General features: G+C 67.2%; 14 protein-coding genes. 5 read left to right on the forward strand and 9 right to left on the reverse strand.

All coding sequences use genetic code 11. The features are described 5' to 3' along the window. Positions 1-63: 63 nt before the first annotated feature. Together ACPXCG_RS16840 and gltB are read right to left on the reverse strand one after the other, a co-directional pair. Positions 64-1,518 carry a glutamate synthase subunit beta gene (locus ACPXCG_RS16840; protein WP_425793114.1) on the reverse strand — a complete coding sequence of 485 codons (1,455 nt, stop codon included), beginning with the start codon at positions 1,516-1,518 and terminating at the stop codon, positions 64-66. Then, positions 1,511-6,133 (reverse strand): glutamate synthase large subunit, encoded by a 4,623-nt coding sequence (gltB, locus tag ACPXCG_RS16845; RefSeq protein ID WP_425793116.1) that lies wholly within the window; start codon positions 6,131-6,133, stop codon positions 1,511-1,513. The genes ACPXCG_RS16840 and gltB overlap by 8 nt, the downstream gene beginning before the upstream one ends. A 421-nt stretch (positions 6,134-6,554) precedes the next feature. Here gltB and ACPXCG_RS16850 point away from each other — a divergent pair, with 421 nt between their 5' ends. Next, positions 6,555-7,607 (forward strand): alpha/beta hydrolase, encoded by a 1,053-nt coding sequence (locus ACPXCG_RS16850; RefSeq protein ID WP_425793118.1) that lies wholly within the window; start codon positions 6,555-6,557, stop codon positions 7,605-7,607. Between the two features lies 1 nt (position 7,608). Here ACPXCG_RS16850 and ACPXCG_RS16855 read toward each other — a convergent pair whose 3' ends face one another. The 4 genes from ACPXCG_RS16855 to ACPXCG_RS16870 form a co-directional block, all read right to left on the reverse strand. Beyond that, positions 7,609-9,801 (reverse strand): DUF2254 family protein, encoded by a 2,193-nt coding sequence (locus ACPXCG_RS16855; protein ID WP_425793120.1) that lies wholly within the window; start codon positions 9,799-9,801, stop codon positions 7,609-7,611. Positions 9,802-9,882: 81 nt separating this feature from the next. Next, positions 9,883-11,229, reverse strand: a complete 1,347-nt coding sequence (locus ACPXCG_RS16860; RefSeq protein WP_425793122.1) for a carboxylesterase family protein — start codon at positions 11,227-11,229, stop codon at positions 9,883-9,885. Between the two features lie 95 nt (positions 11,230-11,324). After that, entirely contained in the window at positions 11,325-11,993 is a 669-nt protein-coding gene (locus ACPXCG_RS16865) for a hypothetical protein (protein WP_425793124.1), read from the reverse strand. Between the two features lie 160 nt (positions 11,994-12,153). Then, positions 12,154-13,032 carry a LysR family transcriptional regulator gene (locus tag ACPXCG_RS16870; protein ID WP_425793125.1) on the reverse strand — a complete coding sequence of 293 codons (879 nt, stop codon included), beginning with the start codon at positions 13,030-13,032 and terminating at the stop codon, positions 12,154-12,156. Positions 13,033-13,132: 100 nt separating this feature from the next. Between ACPXCG_RS16870 and ACPXCG_RS16875 the strand changes: the two genes are divergently transcribed. Beyond that, positions 13,133-14,335: an MFS transporter gene (locus ACPXCG_RS16875; RefSeq protein WP_425793126.1), complete on the forward strand. Its 1,203-nt coding sequence runs from the start codon at positions 13,133-13,135 to the stop codon at positions 14,333-14,335. A gap of 13 nt (positions 14,336-14,348) precedes the next feature. Here ACPXCG_RS16875 and ACPXCG_RS16880 read toward each other — a convergent pair whose 3' ends face one another. Continuing rightward, the gene (locus ACPXCG_RS16880) at positions 14,349-14,969 is read right to left on the reverse strand and encodes a helix-turn-helix transcriptional regulator (protein WP_425793127.1); all 621 of its coding nucleotides are present in this window, start codon (positions 14,967-14,969) and stop codon (positions 14,349-14,351) included. Between the two features lie 128 nt (positions 14,970-15,097). Between ACPXCG_RS16880 and ACPXCG_RS16885 the strand changes: the two genes are divergently transcribed. Together ACPXCG_RS16885 and ACPXCG_RS16890 are read left to right on the forward strand one after the other, a co-directional pair. Next, positions 15,098-16,222: a Rieske 2Fe-2S domain-containing protein gene (locus ACPXCG_RS16885; RefSeq protein WP_425793128.1), complete on the forward strand. Its 1,125-nt coding sequence runs from the start codon at positions 15,098-15,100 to the stop codon at positions 16,220-16,222. A gap of 1 nt (position 16,223) precedes the next feature. After that, complete coding sequence (locus tag ACPXCG_RS16890) at positions 16,224-17,192, forward strand: PDR/VanB family oxidoreductase (protein WP_425793129.1); 969 nt, start codon at positions 16,224-16,226, stop codon at positions 17,190-17,192. Positions 17,193-17,209: 17 nt separating this feature from the next. Here ACPXCG_RS16890 and ACPXCG_RS16895 read toward each other — a convergent pair whose 3' ends face one another. Continuing rightward, positions 17,210-18,838, reverse strand: a complete 1,629-nt coding sequence (locus ACPXCG_RS16895; RefSeq protein ID WP_425793130.1) for a DUF222 domain-containing protein — start codon at positions 18,836-18,838, stop codon at positions 17,210-17,212. 116 nt (positions 18,839-18,954) lie between these two features. On the opposite strand from ACPXCG_RS16895, the gene ACPXCG_RS16900 reads away from it, so the two are divergent. Continuing rightward, positions 18,955-19,779 (forward strand): PIG-L deacetylase family protein, encoded by an 825-nt coding sequence (locus tag ACPXCG_RS16900; protein ID WP_425793131.1) that lies wholly within the window; start codon positions 18,955-18,957, stop codon positions 19,777-19,779. Here the strand turns inward: ACPXCG_RS16900 and ACPXCG_RS16905 are convergent. After that, a complete protein-coding gene (locus ACPXCG_RS16905) occupies positions 19,766-20,230 on the reverse strand; it encodes a DUF779 domain-containing protein (RefSeq protein WP_425793132.1) in 465 nt (154 codons plus the stop codon). The genes ACPXCG_RS16900 and ACPXCG_RS16905 overlap by 14 nt on opposite strands. Between the last annotated feature and the right edge of the window lie 35 nt (positions 20,231-20,265).

The following is a 20,265-nucleotide window of genomic DNA, read 5'->3' on the forward strand; positions in this document are numbered from 1 at the left end:
CGGATCGGTTCGGTGACCCAGTAGTCCGACGACTCGCATCGGTGACCCGGAAGTCCGGGTGACTCAGCGCTGGGCAACCTGCGTCGGGACGATCGGCGCGGGCAGATCGGTACGGCCGGCCAGGAACGCGTCGGCGGCCGCGGCGGCCGAGCGGCCCTCGGCGATCGCCCACACGATCAGCGACTGCCCACGGCCGGCGTCGCCCGCCACGAACACGCCCGGCACACCGATGGCGGCGAAGTCGTCGTCGCGCTTGATGTTGCCGCGCTGGTCGTACTCGACCCCGAGCTTGTCGAGGAAGTCCGCACGCTCGGGGCCGACGAAGCCCATGGCCAGCAGGACGAGGTCGCACTCGAGCTCGAACTCGCTGCCCTCGACCTTCTCGAACCGCCCGTCACGCATGGCGACCTCGTGCGCCTTCAGCGCGGTGACCTTGCCGTCCGCGCCGGTGAACTCCTCGGTGTTGACCGAGAAGACACGCTCGCCGCCCTCTTCATGCGCCGACGACACGCGGTACATGAGGGGGTAGGTCGGCCACGGAGTCGACTCGGCACGCTCGATCGGCGGCTTGGGCATGATCTCGAACTGGTGTACCACCTCGGCGCCCTGGCGCAACGCGGTGCCGAGGCAGTCCGCACCGGTGTCGCCGCCGCCGATGATGACGACCTTTTTGCCCTTGGCGGTGATCTGTCCTTCCACCGTGTCGCCGAGCTGGATCCGGTTGGACTGCGGCAGGAACTCCATCGCCTGGTGGACACCGTCGAGCTCACGGCCCGGGATCGGCAGGTCACGGCCGATGGTGGAACCATTCGCCAGCACCACCGCGTCGAAGTCCGCGCGCAGCTGCTCCACGGTGATGTCGACGCCGACGTTCACGCCGGTCCGGAAGACGGTTCCCTCGGCCTCCATCTGGGCCAGACGGCGGTCGATATGCCGCTTCTCCATCTTGAATTCCGGGATGCCGTAGCGCAGCAGTCCACCGATCCGGTCGGCACGCTCGAACAGCGTGACGTCGTGTCCGGCACGGGTGAGCTGCTGTGCGGCAGCGAGACCCGCGGGACCGGAACCGACCACGGCGGCCGAGCGCCCGGTCTTCTCGGTGGGCAGCACCGGAGTCACCCAGCCGTTCTCGAAGGCGTTGTCGATCAGCTCGACCTCGACCTGCTTGATCGTCACGGCCGGCTGGTTGATGCCGAGCACGCACGACGCCTCACACGGTGCCGGGCACAGCCGACCGGTGAACTCCGGGAAGTTGTTGGTCGCGTGCAGCCGCTCGATACCCTCACGCCACTGGTCCTTGTAGACCAGGTCGTTCCACTCCGGGATCAGGTTGCCGAGCGGGCAACCGTTGTGGCAGAACGGGATACCACAATCCATGCAGCGACTGGCCTGAGTCTTCAACTCCGACTTGTCGAAGTCGGTGTAGACCTCTTTCCAGTCCAGCAGCCGCAGTTCGACCGGACGACGGTCGGGCAGCTCCCGTTCGGTGTGCTTGAGAAAACCCCTGGGGTCAGCCACGTGCGGCCTCCATGATCGCTTCGTTCACATCTCGTCCATCGCGCTCGGCGGCGTCGATCGCCTGCAACACGCGCTTGTAGTCGCGCGGCATCACCTTGGCGAACTTGCCTTGCGTCGTCTCCCAGTCGTCGAGGATCGCCGCGGCGACCGGGGAATCCGTCTCGGCGCGATGCTCGTCGACGAGGCCCGCCAGGAACTCGACGTCCTCGGCCTCGAGCTCCTCGATCTCGACGAGTTCGGTGTTCAGGTTGTCCCCGAGCTTGTCGAACGGGTCGTACACATAGGCGACACCGCCCGACATGCCGGCCGCGAAGTTGCGCCCGGTGTCGCCGAGCACCACCACCCGACCGCCGGTCATGTACTCGCAACCGTGGTCGCCCACGCCCTCGACGACGGCGGTCGCGCCCGAGTTGCGCACGCAGAACCGCTCGCCCACGACACCCCGGAGGAAGATCTTCCCCCTGGTGGCGCCGAACCCGATGACGTTGCCCGCGATGATGTTGTCCTCCGCGACGAATCCCTCCGGCGCGTTACGCGCCGGACGCACCACGAGGCGTCCGCCGGACAGCCCCTTGCCGACGAAGTCGTTCGCATCGCCCTCCAGCCGGAGCGTGATGCCCTTGGGCACGAACGCGCCGAAGCTGTTACCCGCCGAGCCGGTGAAGTCGATCATGATCGTGCCGTCCGGAAGCCCGTGTGCGCCATAGGCCTTGGTCACCTCGTGGCCGAGCATCGTGCCGACGGTGCGGTTGACGTTGGTGATCTTGGAGCCGAAGGAGACGCGGGTGCCGTGATCGATGGCCTCCCGGCTCTGTGCGATCAGCTGCTGGTCGAGCGCCTTCTCCAGCGAGTGGTCCTGCGTGCCGGAGCAATACAGGTCCTGGTTCATGAACGGCGACTCCGGCATGGCCAGCACCGACGACAGATCGAGCTTGCCTGCCTTCGCCGAACCCCAGTGCGCCAGCGCCTTTGCCGTGTCGAGGGTCTCGACGTGCCCGACCGCTTCCTGCAGGGTTCGGAAGCCGAGGCGGGCGAGCAACTCACGCACCTCTTCGGCGATGTACATGAAGAAGTTCTCGACGAACTCCGGCTTGCCGGTGAACCGTTCCCGCAGCAGCGGGTTCTGGGTGGCCACACCGACCGGGCAGGTGTCGAGGTGACACACGCGCATCATGATGCAGCCCGAGACCACCAGCGGGGCGGTCGCGAAGCCGAACTCCTCGGCGCCGAGCAGCGCCGCGACGACGACGTCGCGTCCGGTCTTCAGCTGCCCGTCGACCTGGACCACGATGCGGTCGCGAAGGCCGTTGAGCAGCAACGTCTGCTGGGTCTCGGCGAGACCGATCTCCCATGGTGCGCCCGCATGCTTCATCGACGTCAGCGGCGTCGCGCCGGTTCCGCCGTCGTGGCCCGAGATGAGCACCACGTCGGCGTGGGCCTTGGAGACGCCCGCGGCAACCGTGCCCACCCCGACCTCGGAGACCAGTTTCACGTGAATCCGAGCCTGCGGGTTCGCGTTCTTCAGGTCATGGATCAGCTGAGCGAGATCCTCGATCGAATAGATGTCGTGGTGCGGCGGCGGCGAGATCAGGCCGACGCCCGGCGTCGAACCGCGCACCTCGGCCACCCATGGGTAGACCTTGTGCGGCGGGAGCTGACCGCCCTCGCCGGGCTTCGCACCCTGCGCCATCTTGATCTGGATGTCGGTGCAGTTGGTCAGGTAGTGCGAGGTGACGCCGAAGCGGCCGGATGCGACCTGCTTGATCGCGCTGCGCCGCCAGTCGCCGTTCTCGTCGTGGTGGAACCGGCGGGTGTCCTCGCCGCCCTCACCCGAGTTCGACCGGCCGCCGAGCCGGTTCATCGCGATGGCAAGGGTCTCGTGGGCCTCGGCCGAGATCGAGCCGAAACTCATGGCGCCGGTGGAGAACCGCTTGACGATCTCGCTCGCCGGTTCGACCTTGTCGATCGGGATCGGGTCGCGGTCACCGAAGTTGAAGTCGAACAGGCCGCGCAGGGACGCCATCTTCGCCGATTGGTCGTCGACGAGCTTGGTGTACTCCTTGAAGACCTTGTACTGCCCGGTCCGGGTGGAGTGCTGCAGTTTGAACACCGTGTCCGGGTTGAACAGGTGGTATTCACCCTCGCGACGCCACTGGTACTCACCGCCGACCTCGAGCTCGCGATGCGCCCGCTCGGTCGGCCGTTCGGTGAACGCCACTGCATGCCGGGTGGCGACGTCGGTGGCGATCTCGTCGAGGCCGATGCCGCCGAGCTGGCTGTTGAGTCCGGTGAAGAACTCGTCGACGGTGTCCTGCGACAGACCGATGACCTGGAACAGCTGTGCACCGGTGTACGAGGCGAGGGTGGAGATACCCATCTTGCTCATCACCTTGAGCACACCCTTGCCGGCGGCCTTGATGTAGTTCTTACGCGCGGTCGGGAAGTCGATGTCGCCGAGAGCGCCACGCTCGACCATGTCCTCGATCGACTCGAAGGCCATGTACGGGTTGACCGCAGCGGCACCGAAGCCGATCAGCGCGGCCGCGTGGTGAACCTCGCGGCAGTCACCGGACTCGACGATGAGCCCGACGCGGGTGCGCTTGCGCTCACGCACCAGGTGGTGGTGCACGGCCGCGGTCAGCAGCAGCGACGGTATCGGCGCGAGTTTCTCGTCCGACTCCCGGTCGCTGAGCACGATGATCGAGACGCCGTCGGCGATGGCGGCGCTCACCTTGGTGCGCACCTCGTCGAGTGCGCGACGCAGTCCGTCGCCGCCCTCGGCCACGGGATACAGGCCGTGGATGTGAGCACTGCTGAAGTCCGGCAGATCGTCGTTGTCGTCGATGCGGACGAGCTTGGCGAGCGTGTCGTTGTCGAGCACCGGCTGCGGCAGCATGATCTGCCGGCACGACTCGGGGCCGGGATGGAGCAGGTCGGCCTCGCGACCGATGGTGCCGCCGATGCTGGTGACCACCTCTTCACGGATCGCATCCAGCGGCGGGTTGGTCACCTGGGCGAACATCTGCTGGAAATAGTCGAACAGCATGCGGGGGCGGGCCGACAGCACCGCGATCGGGGTGTCGGTGCCCATCGAGCCGATCGCCTCGGCGCCGGTCTTGGCCATCGGCGCGACCAACAGGTTGAGCTCTTCGTTGGTGTAGCCGAACACCTGCTGGCGCAGCGCGACCCGGTCATGGGCCATGTGCACGTGCGGCAACGCGTCGACGTCGTCGATGTGGACCAGGCCCGCGTCGAGCCACTCCTGGTACGGGTGCTCGGCGGCGAGTTCGTCCTTGATCTCCTCGTCGTCGACGATGCGTCCGGCGGCGGTGTCCACGAGGAACATCCGGCCCGGCTGCAGGCGCATCTTCTGCACCACGTCCGCGTGGTCGATGTCGAGCACGCCGACCTCCGAGGCCATCACCACGAGGCCGTCCTTGGTGACCCAGACGCGGCTCGGGCGCAGCCCGTTCCGGTCGAGCACGGCGCCCACGACGGTGCCGTCGGTGAAGCACACCGATGCCGGTCCGTCCCACGGCTCCATCAGTGCCGAGTGGTACTCGTAGAACGCCTTGTGCTCCGGCTTCATCGACTCGTGGCGCTCCCACGCCTCGGGGATCATCATCAGCACCGCGTGCGGCAGGCTGCGACCGCCGAGATGGAGCAGTTCGAGCACCTCGTCGAAACGTGCGGTGTCCGACGCCCCGGGCGTGCAGGTCGGGAAGATCTTGTCGGCCACCTCGCTGTCACCGAACGCACTGGCGTCGATCAGCGCCTCACGCGCCCGCATCCAGTTCTCGTTGCCGGTGACGGTGTTGATCTCGCCGTTGTGCGCGACGCGCCGGAACGGATGGGCCAGCGGCCACGACGGGAACGTGTTGGTCGAGAAACGCGAATGCACCAGCCCGAGAGCACTCTCCATGCGGGAGTCCTGCAGATCGAGATAGAACTCACGCAGCTGCGGGGTGGTCAGCATGCCCTTGTAGACAAAGGTCTGACCGGACAGGCTCGGGAAGTACACGGTCTCGCGGCCCGGGCCGTCCGCGCCGGCACCCTTGGTGCCGAGCTCGGCCTGCACACGCTTGCGGACGACGAACGCCTTCCGCTCGAGTTCCATGGCCTCGGCACCGCTCGGCTTGCGCCCGCCCGCCTCGCTCCCGGCGGGCGCGATGAAGACCTGACGGAACGTCGGCATCGCGTCGCGTGCCAGCGCGCCGAGCGAGTTCTCGTTGGTCGGCACCTCGCGCCAGCCGAGCAGTGTCAGCCCCTCGGCCTCGATGACCTTCTCGACGCCCTCGCAGGCCACCCGCGCGTCCTCGGAGCCCTGCGGCAGGAACGCGATACCGGTGGCGTAGGACCCTTCGGCCGGCAACTCGAAGTCCACGCTCTCGCGCAGGAACCGGTCCGGCACCTGGATCATGATCCCGGCACCGTCGCCGGTGTTCGGCTCGGCGCCCGCGGCTCCGCGATGCTCCAGGTTCACGAGTGCGGTGATCGCCTTGTCGACAATGTCGCGGCTACGTCGTCCGTGCATGTCGACCACGAATGCGACACCACAGGAGTCGTGCTCGTTGGCCGGGTCATACAGCCCCACAGGGCCCGGAGCATGCTTCATAAGTTCGCCTCACTCTGTGCGCGACACTGCGCACGCAATCACCGTTATGTGTCCGTGGGACACCGTTGACGTGTCCGTGGACACCGACCACCGGCTTGTCGCGAATCCCCCCGAATCCTTGGGCTGACCTGGGAGTCTTCTCCAGCCATGTAGCGGTGTCCGTGTCAGCGTCGTTGCTGACGGCGCACCCGGGATCGAGCTGCTCTACCCGGCACCACCCTGCTCTGCGAAAGCATTGTGAGTCATTTTCTCACGCCGGGTACCTGGTATCGAAATCCGGATAGCACAACCGTGATGTTTCCGCAGCGTACCCGCCATCTGGGGCTCCTTCTGGCCCCCGTCACCCGCCCAAAATCGACCGCCCCTGCCGACTGCGCCGGATCCACTCCTGTGGCCGCACGGATCCTCTAGCGTCGAGAGGGTGCGAACGCCCACCTCGGAGCAGCGGTGGCCGCCCTCCGGACGCGGCTCCTGGCGCTCCCGTGCGGTCAACGGATACCTCTCGCGCGTCTCCCACCCGCTGATGACGGCCGCGGGCCTCGGTGGTGCCGTCCCACCAGCTCGGCTGATCAGCGCGATGCGGCCCGGGGTGAACCGTTCACTCGTCGCCATGTCGCCTGCGCCGACCGGGACGAAGGTGGAGACCATACGGGAGGTCTTCGACGACGGCGACGCAGCCCGTCACGGTCGGGTCCGCGGCGAATGGGTCGGTGCACATGCCGGTCCCGCCCGGCCCGCGACCGCCGACCAGACGATCATCTACTACCTCCACGGCAGCGGATACGTCGTCTGCTCCGCCCGGACACACCGGGGCCTGGTGGCCCGACTCTCCCGCCGCACCGGCTGGTCGGCCTTCAGCCTGGACTATCGTCTGGGGCCCGAGTACGTCTTCCCCGCCGCCGGCGACGATGCGATCCGCGGTTACCACTGGCTGCTGGCCGCGGGTTTCCGTGCCGACCGGATCATCGTGGCCGGCGATTCGGCCGGCGGCCACCTCGCGGCCGATCTGCTGGCGGACAACCACCGCACCGGCACACCACAGCCGGCCGGGGTGGTGATGTTCTCGCCCCTGTACGACCCGACGTTCGATCTGGCGGTCGCCAGCCAGCTTCGCGGAGTACGTGATCCGATCATCGATGCCGTTGCGGCACAGCGAATCCTGCGTCTCTACACAGGCTCGGCGGGGCCGGATCACCCGAGGATGCGGATCGCACTGCACCACGGGATGGCGCTGCCGCCGACACTGATCCAGGTGGGCGCACTCGAGGTGATGGGCGACGACGCGCGGGCGATGTACCGCGAGTTCCGCGCGGCGGGTGGCGATGTCCGGCTACAGGAATGGCCCGACCAAGGCCATGTGTTCCAGATGTTCCCGCGGTTCTCCCGCGAATCGGGCCGCGCGCTGGGTCTGGCCGCCGACTTCATGACCGGACTGCCGGCACCGGGAGTGGCGCAGCCTCGGGACGCCGTGTGAGCTACGGCCCGTCCTCGCGCCGATCGTCCGGTGTCACGGGGCGCCGGGGATCCTGCGCTGGAACCCACAGGCGGCCCCACTCCGATCCGTAGCCCTGACGATCTGCCGCCGAGGCCAGATCACGGTCGAGATCGTCAACCCAGTCCCGGCGGGCCTGGGCATCGAGCATCGCCAGCCGCTCGTGGATCGAATCCTGCTGGCCGGGGGCGCACGCCGCCAGCAGAGTGGTGAACAATGCCCGGAGGCGACGTTGCACCTGCGCCTGTCCGACGCTGTGCCTGCGGATCTCGTCGGTGCCGATCGCCAGGTAGTCCGCCCAGGTGCGCCGGACGCCGGTGACGACCGCGCCCGACTCGGCGGCATCAGCGGCGCGCACCCGAGGCGCCAGCATCAGCAGGAGTTCCTCGGTGTGATCGAGCGCCTGCACGACGACGGTCGGATCATTGCCTCCCGACGACATCGCCTTGAGCGCGATGTCGGAGATCGCCTGCAGCGCAGCGGCCGGACTCACCGACGGTTGATGTGCATCGCCGAAGAGCAGACATCCGAGGACCCGCGGCGTATCCACCTTCGCAACGTCGCCTCGCACCTCGACCACCGGGACGCCCTGCGGGACATGGTCGCCCACGGCAACCAGGACCTCGATCCGTACACCCCAGTCGATCGCATAGCGATGTAGTCGTGCGACGTTGACCGCCAGCAGGATTCGGCCACGCGTCGCGATGTCCCGCATCGCGATGACCTCCACCGGGAGTTCGACCGCGTCGACAACGGGCTCCGGTGTCGCCGCACCGAGAGTCTCGGCGAACGTGTCGAGCGGGTACTGCCGGTACACCGCGGTCCGGCCGTCATGTGCGATCCACCGGAGCAGGTGCGCGGTGTTCAGGATGGCGCCGACCTTGACGACCAGAGCGATGAACAGATACGCGCTGACGGTGGTCAGCACGAATGCGATCGCCGTGGACAGCCCCGGGGTGGGCCCGTTCGGGTCGCCCACCGACAGGTCGATCGCGATGATCACGCTGTAGACAAAGGTGGCGAGGAAGAACCCGGTGGACCATCGCATGACCGGCTCCTGCTGGAGCATCGGGATCACCCGCACCGAGATCGACGAGGCACCGAACTGCATGGCCAGCGTCACCGCGGTGAACACCAGGCCGGTCAGCGTCGCCATCGACCCGGCGATCACGCTCAGCAGGGTGGCCAGGGTCCCGGCGTCCACCTGCAGCTCCAGGACCTCGTCGAGGCCGATGGTCACCCACGCGGCGATGATGGCAGAGGTCACCAGAACGACCGGCAGACGCCAGGTCGGCACGGTACGCAGCTGTCGCCGGGTACGCCGCCACCGGATCGCCGAGGCCAGCGCGCCCGGCACCCGCTCCCCGAGATCGGCGGCGACCGGTGACCGCGGTGACTGCAGCGCGGGTTTGTCGGGAACACCGAATCGGCCGGCGACCGCCTCCTGCGCGACGATCTTCCACCGCATCAACGGTTTCCGGAACCGCTCCTCACGGGAGATCGACTTCGCCAGCTTGCGGTGCCGGGTGCGGTAGCGCCAGCGCGCCCAAGGCGAGTGCGGTCGGGCGAGACGGATCGCGCCGAACCACAGCAGGAACGGAACGAACAAGCCGGCCAGCCCCGTCCACACCTTGCCCTTCAGGAGGGTGATGGTGGCCAGCGCGAGGTTCACCACCAGGACGACCAGGACCACGATGCGCGTCGTCGCGTCCTCGGCGTCGCGATACTCACCGACCACATCGGTCACCCCGAACGGTTGCAACCCCACGAGGAACAGCAGACCGACTGCGATCGCGACGAACACCGCGTCGATCGATGTTCGCCCCTCCTCGGACCAGTAGACGTCGCGCAGGTGCAGCAGAAGCGCGAATTCGTCGAGGACGAGGGCACTTCCGATACCGAAGAGGGCGGCGAGCGTGCAGTCCAGGACGGGTGTGCGGAACGGGTCGACGGCCACGAATCCGAACCCCGACAACAGCATCAGCATCATCCCGAAGAAGACGTGATGCACGTGGACCCCGCCGGGCGTCACGTTCCCGGGCCACCAGCTGACCTCGGCGCGGATCATGCGGACGCTGAGACGGATGAACAGGAAGGTCAACATGAAGGCGATGAGCAGGAAGAACAGCGGCAGTCGACCTGTGTCGACGATCGTCTGATCGAACCACCGCGCCATGATCAGACACTACTGCGCACGGCGCCGGCGACAGGCCGGACCGGTGAGGTCGGACCAGCGGACGGGATCAGCGAGGCGGGATCAGCCTCGTGGGAACCGGATCAGTCCCGGGACGTCGGCCGGCGGCGTCCATCCCCCTCGTGCGAAATCCGCCCAGATCTGCCGGATACGACGCCCGTTGGCCTCCACCTCGGGCCACTGGTGTCCGACGAGGAGCGGCGCACCGTCCCACGTCGACCGGTCGCCGAAGAGCAGCGGGATGTCGACGGTGTGCGCGGCGCGGAGCGGGTGCCCGGGTATCCCCCACTCCAGGACGTACTGTCCGCCGAGGCCGCCCGCTCGCCGATGCCGTCGGACGAATTCCTCTGCGGCGGTGACATATACGGTCCGGGTGAGCCGCCTGATGACGAACTCGTAGAGCTTCGGGCCGACGACGGGCAGCTTCTGCAACGCGCCGAGGCCCGGGATTGCGTCGGCGAAGAACGCGACCTCACGCTCGTTCCACCCGACGAGCACCTCGACATCGGCGGCCCGCTGTTCCCACGCGACGTCCACGTCGTCCTCGGCCGGCAGCGGTGCATGGCCGTACTGCGTGCCGAACGGCATCAGCGCCCGCAGACCGTGCCGGAGCACAGCGCCGCCCGAGGCGAGAGCCTTCTGTGTCGCCAGCATCTCGTCGGCCGGCGTGATCGCATCGAGGTGGCTCGTCGCATCGGCCATCGCCGCATACATGCCGGCACGCCCGGACGCGAGTCCGAGTGGGGCACTCTGCAGGATCACCCGCCGAAACAAGCCATCGGTCCCCTCGGCGATCATCAGATGCGCCGCCGCGTCTGCACCCGCGGATTCGCCGAACAGCGTGACGGCCTCCGGATCGCCGCCGAATGCGGCCACATTCCGTTGGACCCAGCGCAACGCCGAGATCATGTCCAGCAGGCCGAGATTCGCCGGGCGGTGGACACCGTCGCCGATGAACCCGAACAGACCGAGCCGATAGGTTACCGCGACGACCACGACCCGTTGCTCGACGACGAGACTCGCCGGATCGTGACACGGCGCATCCGCCGCGCCCATGACGTATGAGCCACCGTGTATCCACACCATGACCGGCAGCGACTCGTCGGGCCTGCGGTCGGCGGGCACGGTGACCGACAGACGCTGACAGTGTTCGTCCTCGGGCAGGTTGCCGAGCGCGACCTCCCCGAACCGACTCCGGAGCAGATCCTCGGTCTCGTTCTGCGGGCAGGCCGGCGACCACGATGTGGCATCGATCGGTTCCGGCGACGACGGTTCCGGCACCGGCGCCTCGAATCGATCGGCGCGCGCGTACGGGATGCCGGTCGCCCGGATCATGTCCCCGTCCAGCCGGGCGACGACGTTCCCGGCCGGGCAGTCGACGGTGACGGTCTGGAAACCGGTGTCTGTCATGGTGCCTCCTGATCGGTGGTCAGCAGACGCCATCCGATCACAACGGGCCCGCGACCATCATTGTCGCGGGCCCGTTGTGCGGTTGTCGGGAGAGATCAGGGAATGAGCGAATCCAGCGATCCGAAGGCTCCGCTTGCGCCGGTGGCGGCGAAGTTCGTCGTGCAGCCGTTGAACGACACGTTGTCGACATTCACCTTGCCGGACTTCTCGTTCGGCTGGCTGGAGATGCCGTAATGATCGACAACGGTCTTGTGTCCGTCACTGTTGGCGGCCTCCGCGAACTGCGCGAGCGTGGCGTTCTGACCCTTCGGGATGTCACCGATCTTGCGCGTGGACCACCACTGATTCGACGAGGCGGCATTTTCCTTGCCGGCACCCGCCGGAGCAGACCAGACAAATGTCGCGAATCCGCCACTCACACCAGTGTTCGCGCCGGTCACACGTATTTGCCAATTCGCGTTGCCGGCTGTTTTCTCGAATGTCAGCGGCTTCTTCGCGACGTCGGCCAAAGGCAATTGACCTGCGCCGTGATAAGACGCCTCACGTGGCTTGTCGGCGGTGGTCATGAACTCCAGCGAACCGTCGTCGTCGACGACCTTGGTCGCCGTCACCTTCCCCGCCTGGCCCTGCTCGTCAGAGAAGGTGTTCCCCCACCCGTTTGCGCTGGTAGGGGTCGAAGTCTTGGCGCAGTTCGTATCTGAAACCGGCGCCGCCGTCGCCATTGTCGGAAATGCCAGACTTGCGGCCCCCAGGGCCGCACCCACGACAATTCCTCGGATGACATTACGTCGCATTCTGTTCATCGCCTCCAGTTCGTTTTCGGCAAATCGCCTCACCGAAACTAACAAACGAGTCCATCGATAAACACCCCCCGTCGCGATGGGAATAGAGAGCGACAATGGAAAAGCGACAATAGAAAGCCTGTTAGTCAGGTGAAATACGCCGGACGACGAAGTCGCGAAACCTCTCGGCGGCGTCGGGCAGGGGACGCGACCGCAACCAGGTCAGGCCGATCTCGCGCGATTCGTCGGTCAGCGGGATGAGGGCCACATCGGCGCTGCTATCGGCGTCGTCGACGGGCACGACCCCGATCCCGAGCCCCGCGGCGACAAGACCGGTGATGGTCGCCAGTTCGGCGGAGGAGAATGCGATCGTCGGGGCGATGTCGGCCGCCGCGCACAGTTCGTCGAAGATCCGGCGCATGCCGAATCCTCGCTCCATCACGATGAACTCCTCATCGGCCGCCTCCGCGAGACCGATCGTGGTGCGATCGGCGAACCGGTGATCGGACGGCACCACCAGGGCGAGCTTCTGTTCGGCGATCGCGAACCAGGCCATGTCGGTGCGCATCGGACGCGGCGACACGATCGCGAGATCGGCGTCTGCGCCGATCACATGGTCGACGACGGTGGCAGCGGCGTCCTGGGTCAGGGTGAACCGCGCCTGCGGGTTCTCGTCACGGAACCGCCGGATCAGATCGGGTACCAGCTTGACGCCGAAGGAATGCAGGAAGGCCAGTCGCACCACCCCTCGCGCCGGCCGCCGCATCTCGTCGATCTCGCGGCGGGCGGCATCGAGCTGCACCCGCGCACGGCGCGCGCGTTCGAGGTACACCTGCCCGAACCGATTGAGCACCAGACGCCGACCATGCCGATCGAAGAGCGCGACCCCGACGTCTCGCTCCAACCGTGCGACGAAGCGGGACAGCGTCGGTTGCGAGACATGAGCCTGCTCGCCGGCGGCGGTCAGGTTCTCCGCCTCGGCGATGGCGATGAACCAATCGAGTTCGTGATGCACGTTCATCCTGACGATCCATCCTAGCTGCGGTTATTCAGAACTGAATGGGATAGGAGAGATCCATTCATTTTGAGCTCCAGACATGGCGGGGTGACGCTTGACCACGATGACCACGAGAACCGCCACCTCCGCCCCGGACACCCGGCACACGCTGGGCTCGCCGGGCTATCGACGCGCCACCACGGCACTGTTCGCCGCAGGCATGACGACGTTCATGGCCCTCTACTACGTGCAGGCCCTGCTCCCGCAGCTGTCCGACCACTTCGGTGTCTCGCCGGCCACCTCCGCGCTTGCCGTCTCACTGACGACCGGGTTCCTCGCGGTCGCGATCATCCCGGCGAGTGTGCTGTCCGAGCGGTACGGGCGAGTGCGGGTGATGGTGCTCTCGGCACTCGCCGCTTCGATCATCGGCATCGTGCTTCCGTGGTCGCCCTCCATCGAGGTGCTCCTCGCCGGCCGGGCACTCCAGGGTGTGCTGTGCGCCGGCGTGCCCGCGGTGGCGATGGCCTATCTCGCCGAGGAGGTCGACGGCGCGTCACTCGGCACCGCGATGGGACGCTACGTCGCGGGAACCACGATCGGCGGACTGACCGGTCGCCTCGTCCCCGGCGTCGCCGCCGATCTGGTGTCCTGGCAGTGGGCGCTGGAGGCGGCCTGCCTCGTCTCGCTGGGCTTCGCGCTCGTGTTCTGGCGTACCGTCCCCGCCTCCCGCTTCTTCAGCCCCCAACGCGTGGCGCCACGGATCACGGCGCAGAATCTGCTCAACCACCTGCGTGACCCCGGGCTCCTCCCACTGTTCTTCCTCGCCTTCGTCCTGATGGGCGGGTTCGTGACGGTCTACAACTTCATCGGCTACCGGCTCCTCCGGCACCCCTTCGACCTGAGCGAGGCGACCGTTGCGGCGGTCTTCCTCATGTACCTCGCCGGTACGTTCTCGTCGACCTTTGCCGGCCGGTTGGCCGACCGGAGAGGTCGTCGGCGGGTGCTGATCGCCGCGGTGTCCACCATGCTCGTGGGCCTCGCATTGACCGTGCCCGACCGACTACCGCTGGTGCTGATCGGCATGCTGCTCTTCACCGCCGGCTTCTTCGCGGCGCACTCGGTGGCCAGCGGATGGGTGTCCGCGCGCGCCACCGATCACCGGGCCGAGGCGTCGTCGCTCTATCTGTTCCACTACTACCTCGGTAGCTCGGTGGTGGGCGCCCTCGGCGGACTGGTGTTCTCGGCATTCGGTTGGGCGGGTGTCGCCGTCTATGTCGGGGTGCTCGTCGCGGTGGGGTTGGCACTCACGGTGCTGTCGCGGCGCTGACCCTGATGGACCGCTAGGTGGCAGCACCCTCCGGCGGGGCCGCGCCCTCCCCGTCGCGCTCGAGCCGATCGATCAGCTCGAGACCCTTGTGCGCCCAGTCGATTTCAGACTGCGCGCGACTGATCATGCCGTCGTAGGTATGTGCCTTGTAGGCGACGATTCGAGCGTGCTCGCTCGCGGGATACCGGTGAAGGCGGCGCACGATGGCGGGGTCCGTCCCGGCCGTGATCCCGTCACGCACGTCGGTGAGCAGGTCGACCTGCTCGGTGTGGTACCCGATGTGCCGCCGCAGGATCTCACGCGCGGCATCAGGATCGGCCCACTCGAAGTAGGCCGCCTGCATGTGGTGGGCATCGCGCACCGGAGCGTGCCCGAGGGGTGTGTTCATCCACGCCCGGAATGCCTCTATGCCGTCGTCAGTGACGCTGTACTGGGTCTTCGTGCTGCGCGGACCCCAGCGGACCTCCTCACCGGCGACCAGCCCGTCTCGCTGCATCCGTCTCAGCTCGGGATAGATCTGCGAGTCGGGCGCGTGCCACACGTGCCCCACCGAGCCGCCGAATTGCTTCGCGGCGTCATAGCCGGTCAGCGGCCCGGCGGTGAGCAGGGCGAGCAGGGCGTGACGAAGGCTCATGTCTCCTCGTTGGGTGGTTCGTGTTGCGGATCACTATATCCGTAGATAGAGTGTGCTCCACCTCACCGACTAACTATGGACATAGCTATTCGCTGACAGCAGCCGAACCCGACACGCAAGGACCTCTCATGACCGATCTTGGACCCGGCGGAGCGACCGCCACCAACATGGACTACCCGTTGGACGCCTGGTACGTCGCCGCGTGGGATCACGAACTCTCCGCCACCACGCCGATGGCGCGCACCGTTGCGGGCAAGCCGATGGCGCTGTACCTCACCGCCGAAGGGCGGCCGGTGGCGTTGGCCGACGCGTGTTGGCACCGGCTGGCCCCGCTGTCGATGGGCACGCGGGTCGGCTCCGACGAGGTGCAATGCCCGTATCACGGCCTCCGGTACAACTCGGCCGGGCGGTGCACCCACATGCCGGCGCAGGAGACGATCAACCCCTCCGCCATGGTGGCCTCCTATCCCGTCGAGAAGCGGTATCGGTTCTTCTGGGTCTGGCCGGGAGACCCCACGCTGGCAGACCCTGCCCTGATCCCGGACATGTTCCAGATGGATTCACCCGACTGGGCAGGCGATGGACGCACCATCGAGGTGGAGGCCAATTACCAACTGGTGCTCGACAATCTGATGGATCTGACGCACGAAGAGTTCGTCCACTCGTCCTCCATCGGCCAGGACGAACTCAGCGACTCGGGCTTCGCTGTCACCCACGATGAGCGGACCGTCACGGTGAGCCGGTGGATGCATGACATCGACGCGCCGCCGTTCTGGCTCAAGAACATGCGCGACAAGTTCCCCGGCTTCGAGGGCAAGGTCGACCGCTGGCAGATCATCGAATTCCAGGCACCCGGAACCATCCGGATCGATGTCGGTGTCGCCAAGGCCGGTACCGGCGCACCCGAGGGCGACCGCAGCCAGGGTGTCAACGGCTTCGTGATGAACACGATGACGCCGGTCGACAGGAAGACCTCGCTGTACTTCTGGGCGTTCATGCGCGACTACTGCCTCGACAGCCAACTGATCACCACTCAGCTCCGTGACGGCGTCCACCGGGTGTTCGGCGAGGACGAAGCGATGCTCACGGCGCAGCAGAAGGCGATCGAGGCACACCCCGACCACGAGTTCTACAACCTCAACATCGATGCCGGCGGGATGTGGGTGCGACGCATCATCCAGCGGATGATCGAGGCCGAGCGGTCCGACCTCGCTACCGACATCGATGCTCTCGCCACGCAGGTCGTGAACTGACATGACAGACAACAAGATCACGTGGCAGCGCGGCCGCATCACCTCCGTCGCCGCCGCTGCCGACGCGATCGCCGAGATCGTGATCGCGACCGAGCGAGCCGACCGGGTCGCCCCGGGCGCACACGTCGACGTCCGCATCGACGATGGTGACATCCGGTCGTACTCCGTCGTCTCCGCCGGAGCCGATGGCCGGAGTGTCACGCTCGGGGTGCGCCTGTCCCCGACGTCGCGCGGCGGGTCGCGCTTCATGCACTCACTGCGTCCCGGCGACGAGATCGAACTGACCGCGCCGATCCAGAACTTCCCGCTCCGGGTCGGCGCAGCACGCTACGTGTTGCTCGCCGGTGGCATCGGGATCACCGCGATGGCCGCGATGGCGGCGGCGCTCCGGCGGGTCGGCGCGGATTACCGGTTCGTCTATGTCGGACGCCGACGATCCGACATGGCCTTCCTCAGCGAACTCGTCGCCACCCACGGCGACCGTCTCGAGGTCCGTGCCGACGATGAAGGTCATGGGCTCGACGTCGCGTCTCTGGTCGGCGACGTCGACACGCACACCGAGATGTACATGTGCGGTCCGATCCGCCTGATGGATGCCGTACGCCGCGCCTGGCTCGACCGCGAATTGCCGCTGCCGAACCTCCGCTACGAGACCTTCGGCAACAGCGGCTGGTTCGAGGCCGAGGACTTCGTGGTGACCATCCCACGCCTGGATGTGACGACTTCGGTCGGCACCAGCGACTCCCTCCTCGGCGCCCTCGAGCGGGCCGGTGTGGACATGATGTTCGATTGCCGCAAAGGGGAATGCGGCCTGTGCCAGGTCGACGTCCTCGAGACCGATGGCACCATCGACCATCGGGATGTGTTCTTCAGTGAGACGCAGAAAGCACAATCAGAGAAGCTGTGTAGTTGCGTTTCTCGGGTGGTACATCCTCGCGGCGGCGGCCGGCTCGTCCTGGACGTGCCCTGAAGTTGCAGCGCCCGGATTCAGAAGGGCGGCGGATTCTCCGCGTTCCAACGATCCATCGCCCGCTTGTCGGCACGTTTGACCGCCGTCGCACGACGGGCGCGGAGGGTGTCGATGCGTTGTCGTGCGGCATCGTCCGGCGGTCGGCCGGTGCGGGTGAGGGATCCGAACAGATCGCGTCCGGTGAATGCGTTACCCAGGTAGGTGTGGCCGGCGGGTGACTGGAAGAACACCTCGCCGAGGGGATCGTGGTAATCGCGCCAGCCGACCGCGAAGGTGTTGATGCGGTGGTGAAAACGGCACAGCGGCTTGAGGTTTCGTGGGTCGGTTGGCCCGCCCTGGGCGAACGGGATGTCGTGGTCGACGTCGGCGTGGAAGGCGCGGTTGTTGCAACCGGGGAAGCTGCAGCACAACTCACCCGAACGGACCCGGTCGGCGAGCTTCTTGCTCGGCGCGTAGCGGTCGATGTGCCGCGGCTCGGCCAGGACATCCGGCCGGATGTACGTGCGCCGCGCCTCGGCTACCAGTCGGCGTGCGGTGTCGGCATCGAGAACGCCGTGGCCGTCCAGGAAGGCAGGATCGTCGTCGAGACCGAGGAGGCTACTCAGGTTGACGACGATGTGGAAGGTCGGCCGCGGCGCACATGGCGACTCGGTTGCATCGGGCGGGCCATCTGACGGGGCGGTGTCTGACGAGCCGGCGTCGGATGGGTCGGCGTCGCAGGGGTCGGCGTCGAAGGGGTCGGTGTCGCAGGGGTCGGCATCGGATGCGGAGTCGGCGTCGATGTCAGCGGCGTCAGGGTCGGGGGTGCAGGTTTCGCACCGGCAGTCGAGAGTGGTCGCCCCGTGGGCCAGCGCGACCAGCGCATCAGCGCGCCGTTGGGCAGCGGTACGGGGATCGCCGGCGTGCACGGCGGCGGCCATCGCGGTCAGGCGGGCGTCGACGGCGGCAGCGTGCTCGGCCGGCAGCGACCCGCCGATGCGCGACTGGCCCGGGGTGTCGCGGTCGGGGCGCACGCTGATGTTGCGGTCGGAATCGACGAGTTCGCGGCGTCGGCGAGTGGCCGCGGGATCGTGAGTGGCGACGTGTTTGTCGATCATGGCCAGGAAGCGGGTCATCGACATCGGCTCGCGGGTCTCGATGTCGGCGGCGATGATCTTGTCGAGCAGGTCGAGTTTCTCGGGGGTGCACAGGGCGGTGCGCCGCACCACTGCGAGAAAGCGGGGCAGGTCGATGCGTCCGGCGCCCAGGGTTGCACCGATGAACGGCAACTGGTGGCGCAGCACGCTGCCGGCTTCGATGAACTCCCGCGCGCGGGCCGGGGACACGGTCAGCGCAGCACCGACTTCCGCGATGGCGGCTTCGAGGCCGTTGGGGCCGAACCGGGCGCGCGGGTCTTGCCCGCTGGCGGCACGCGCGGCCAGGCGCTCGAGGTTGGCCAGCGACGTCGATTGCTCGCCGAGTTCTGCGGCCAGGCGTACGAGGTGGTCTTGTTCGCGTTCGTCGTGGATGAGACTGGCGGCCTGCAACATCCGATAGTCGGCGGCCGCGCGCACCGCGGTGGTGTGATGGAGCACCTCGACCAACTCGGTGGCCGAGTGCTGCTCATCGTCGGCCATCTGGGCCAACGCAGGTGCGCTCGATTGCATGACACCAAATCTATCGGTGGCCACCGACAAGTTTGTCGCCGCAGGTCAGACCGTTCCGAACGGTGGATGGCAACGGTCACCGAGAGCGTCGAGACCGCACCGAGCATGATCTACCCATGAGCACAATCGTCTTCGTTCATGCCCACCCCGACGACGAGGGCACGGCCACCGCGGGAACCATGATCCGAGCCGCGCGCGAGGGTCATCGGGTGGTGGTCGTCTACTGCACCGACGGGGACCCGGGTGACGTACCCGACGACCTGGCGCCGGGTGAGACCGTGGTGAGTCGTCGACGTGGTGAGGCAGAGGCATCCGCGGCCATCACCGGCACCGCACGAGTGGCGTGGCTCGGCTACGGAGACTCGGGGATGACCGGCTGGGCACAGAACCACACCGACGGCGTCTTCTCGCGTGCTGATGTCAACGACGCCGGACGGCGTCTCGCGGACCTCCTCGACGAAGAGAACGCGGACACGGTCGTCGGCTATGACTGGCACGGTGGCTACGGCCATCCCGATCACGTCATGCTGCACAAGACGACACTCGCCGCAGTGGAACTCGCGGCACGGCGGCCCCGCTACCTCGAGGTCACGATGAACCGGGACCTCATGCGGCAGATGTTCACGCTCGCTGCCGAGATGGGGATGGAGGGTTTCGACCCGGACACCCGCGGCGACGACGGGAACCCGATCGGCACGGCCGAGGCCGAGCTGCACTGGGCGGTCGACCTCGGCGACGACGTGATGACCAAACGCGAGGCGCTCGCGTGCCATGCCAGTCAGACCGACGTCAAGCAGCTCCTCGAGCTACCGGTCGAGATGTTCCCGTTCGCCTTCGGTACCGAGCACTACATCGAACCCGGGAGGCCACCGGGCATGGTCCGGGGCTGGTGGGTCGATTACCCATCGGTCGGCCGGCCCACCTCCGTCACACCCCGATAGCAGCACCCGTCAGCGGCGGATTCGCGGCGAGGACCTCGTTCTCGTCCGCACTGAAAGCCCTTGAGCGGGAGAGGAATCGGACGCCTTCGGGAGCCTCCAGACTGAAACCCGCGCCGCGCCCCTTGACGACGTCGAGGATGAGCTGGGTGTGTTTCCACAACTCGAACTGGTCGCCGTTGATCCACACCCGGACATCGGGAATCGGTTCCGGCAGAACGATTTCGCCGACGAGGACGTCGCGCTGTCCGATGCGGTACTCGCCGACCGGATAACACATGGGGGCCGAGCCGTCACAGCATCCACCCGACTGGTGGATCATGAGACCGCCGTGCAGCTCCGACAGTTTCGTCAAGAGCTGCACCGCGGCGTCTGTGGCGACCACCCGATCAGGAACCTGTTGGTCTGACACGGGTTTCACCTCTGCTTTCTGGTTGCGCCCTTCGTGACGCATCCTCGCAAGCTCGGAGGCTCGGAGCGCTAGCGAAG

The sequence above is a fragment of the Gordonia sp. DT218 genome (genome assembly GCF_049847105.1).
In the GTDB taxonomy this organism is placed as follows: Bacteria; Actinomycetota; Actinomycetes; order Mycobacteriales; family Mycobacteriaceae; genus Gordonia.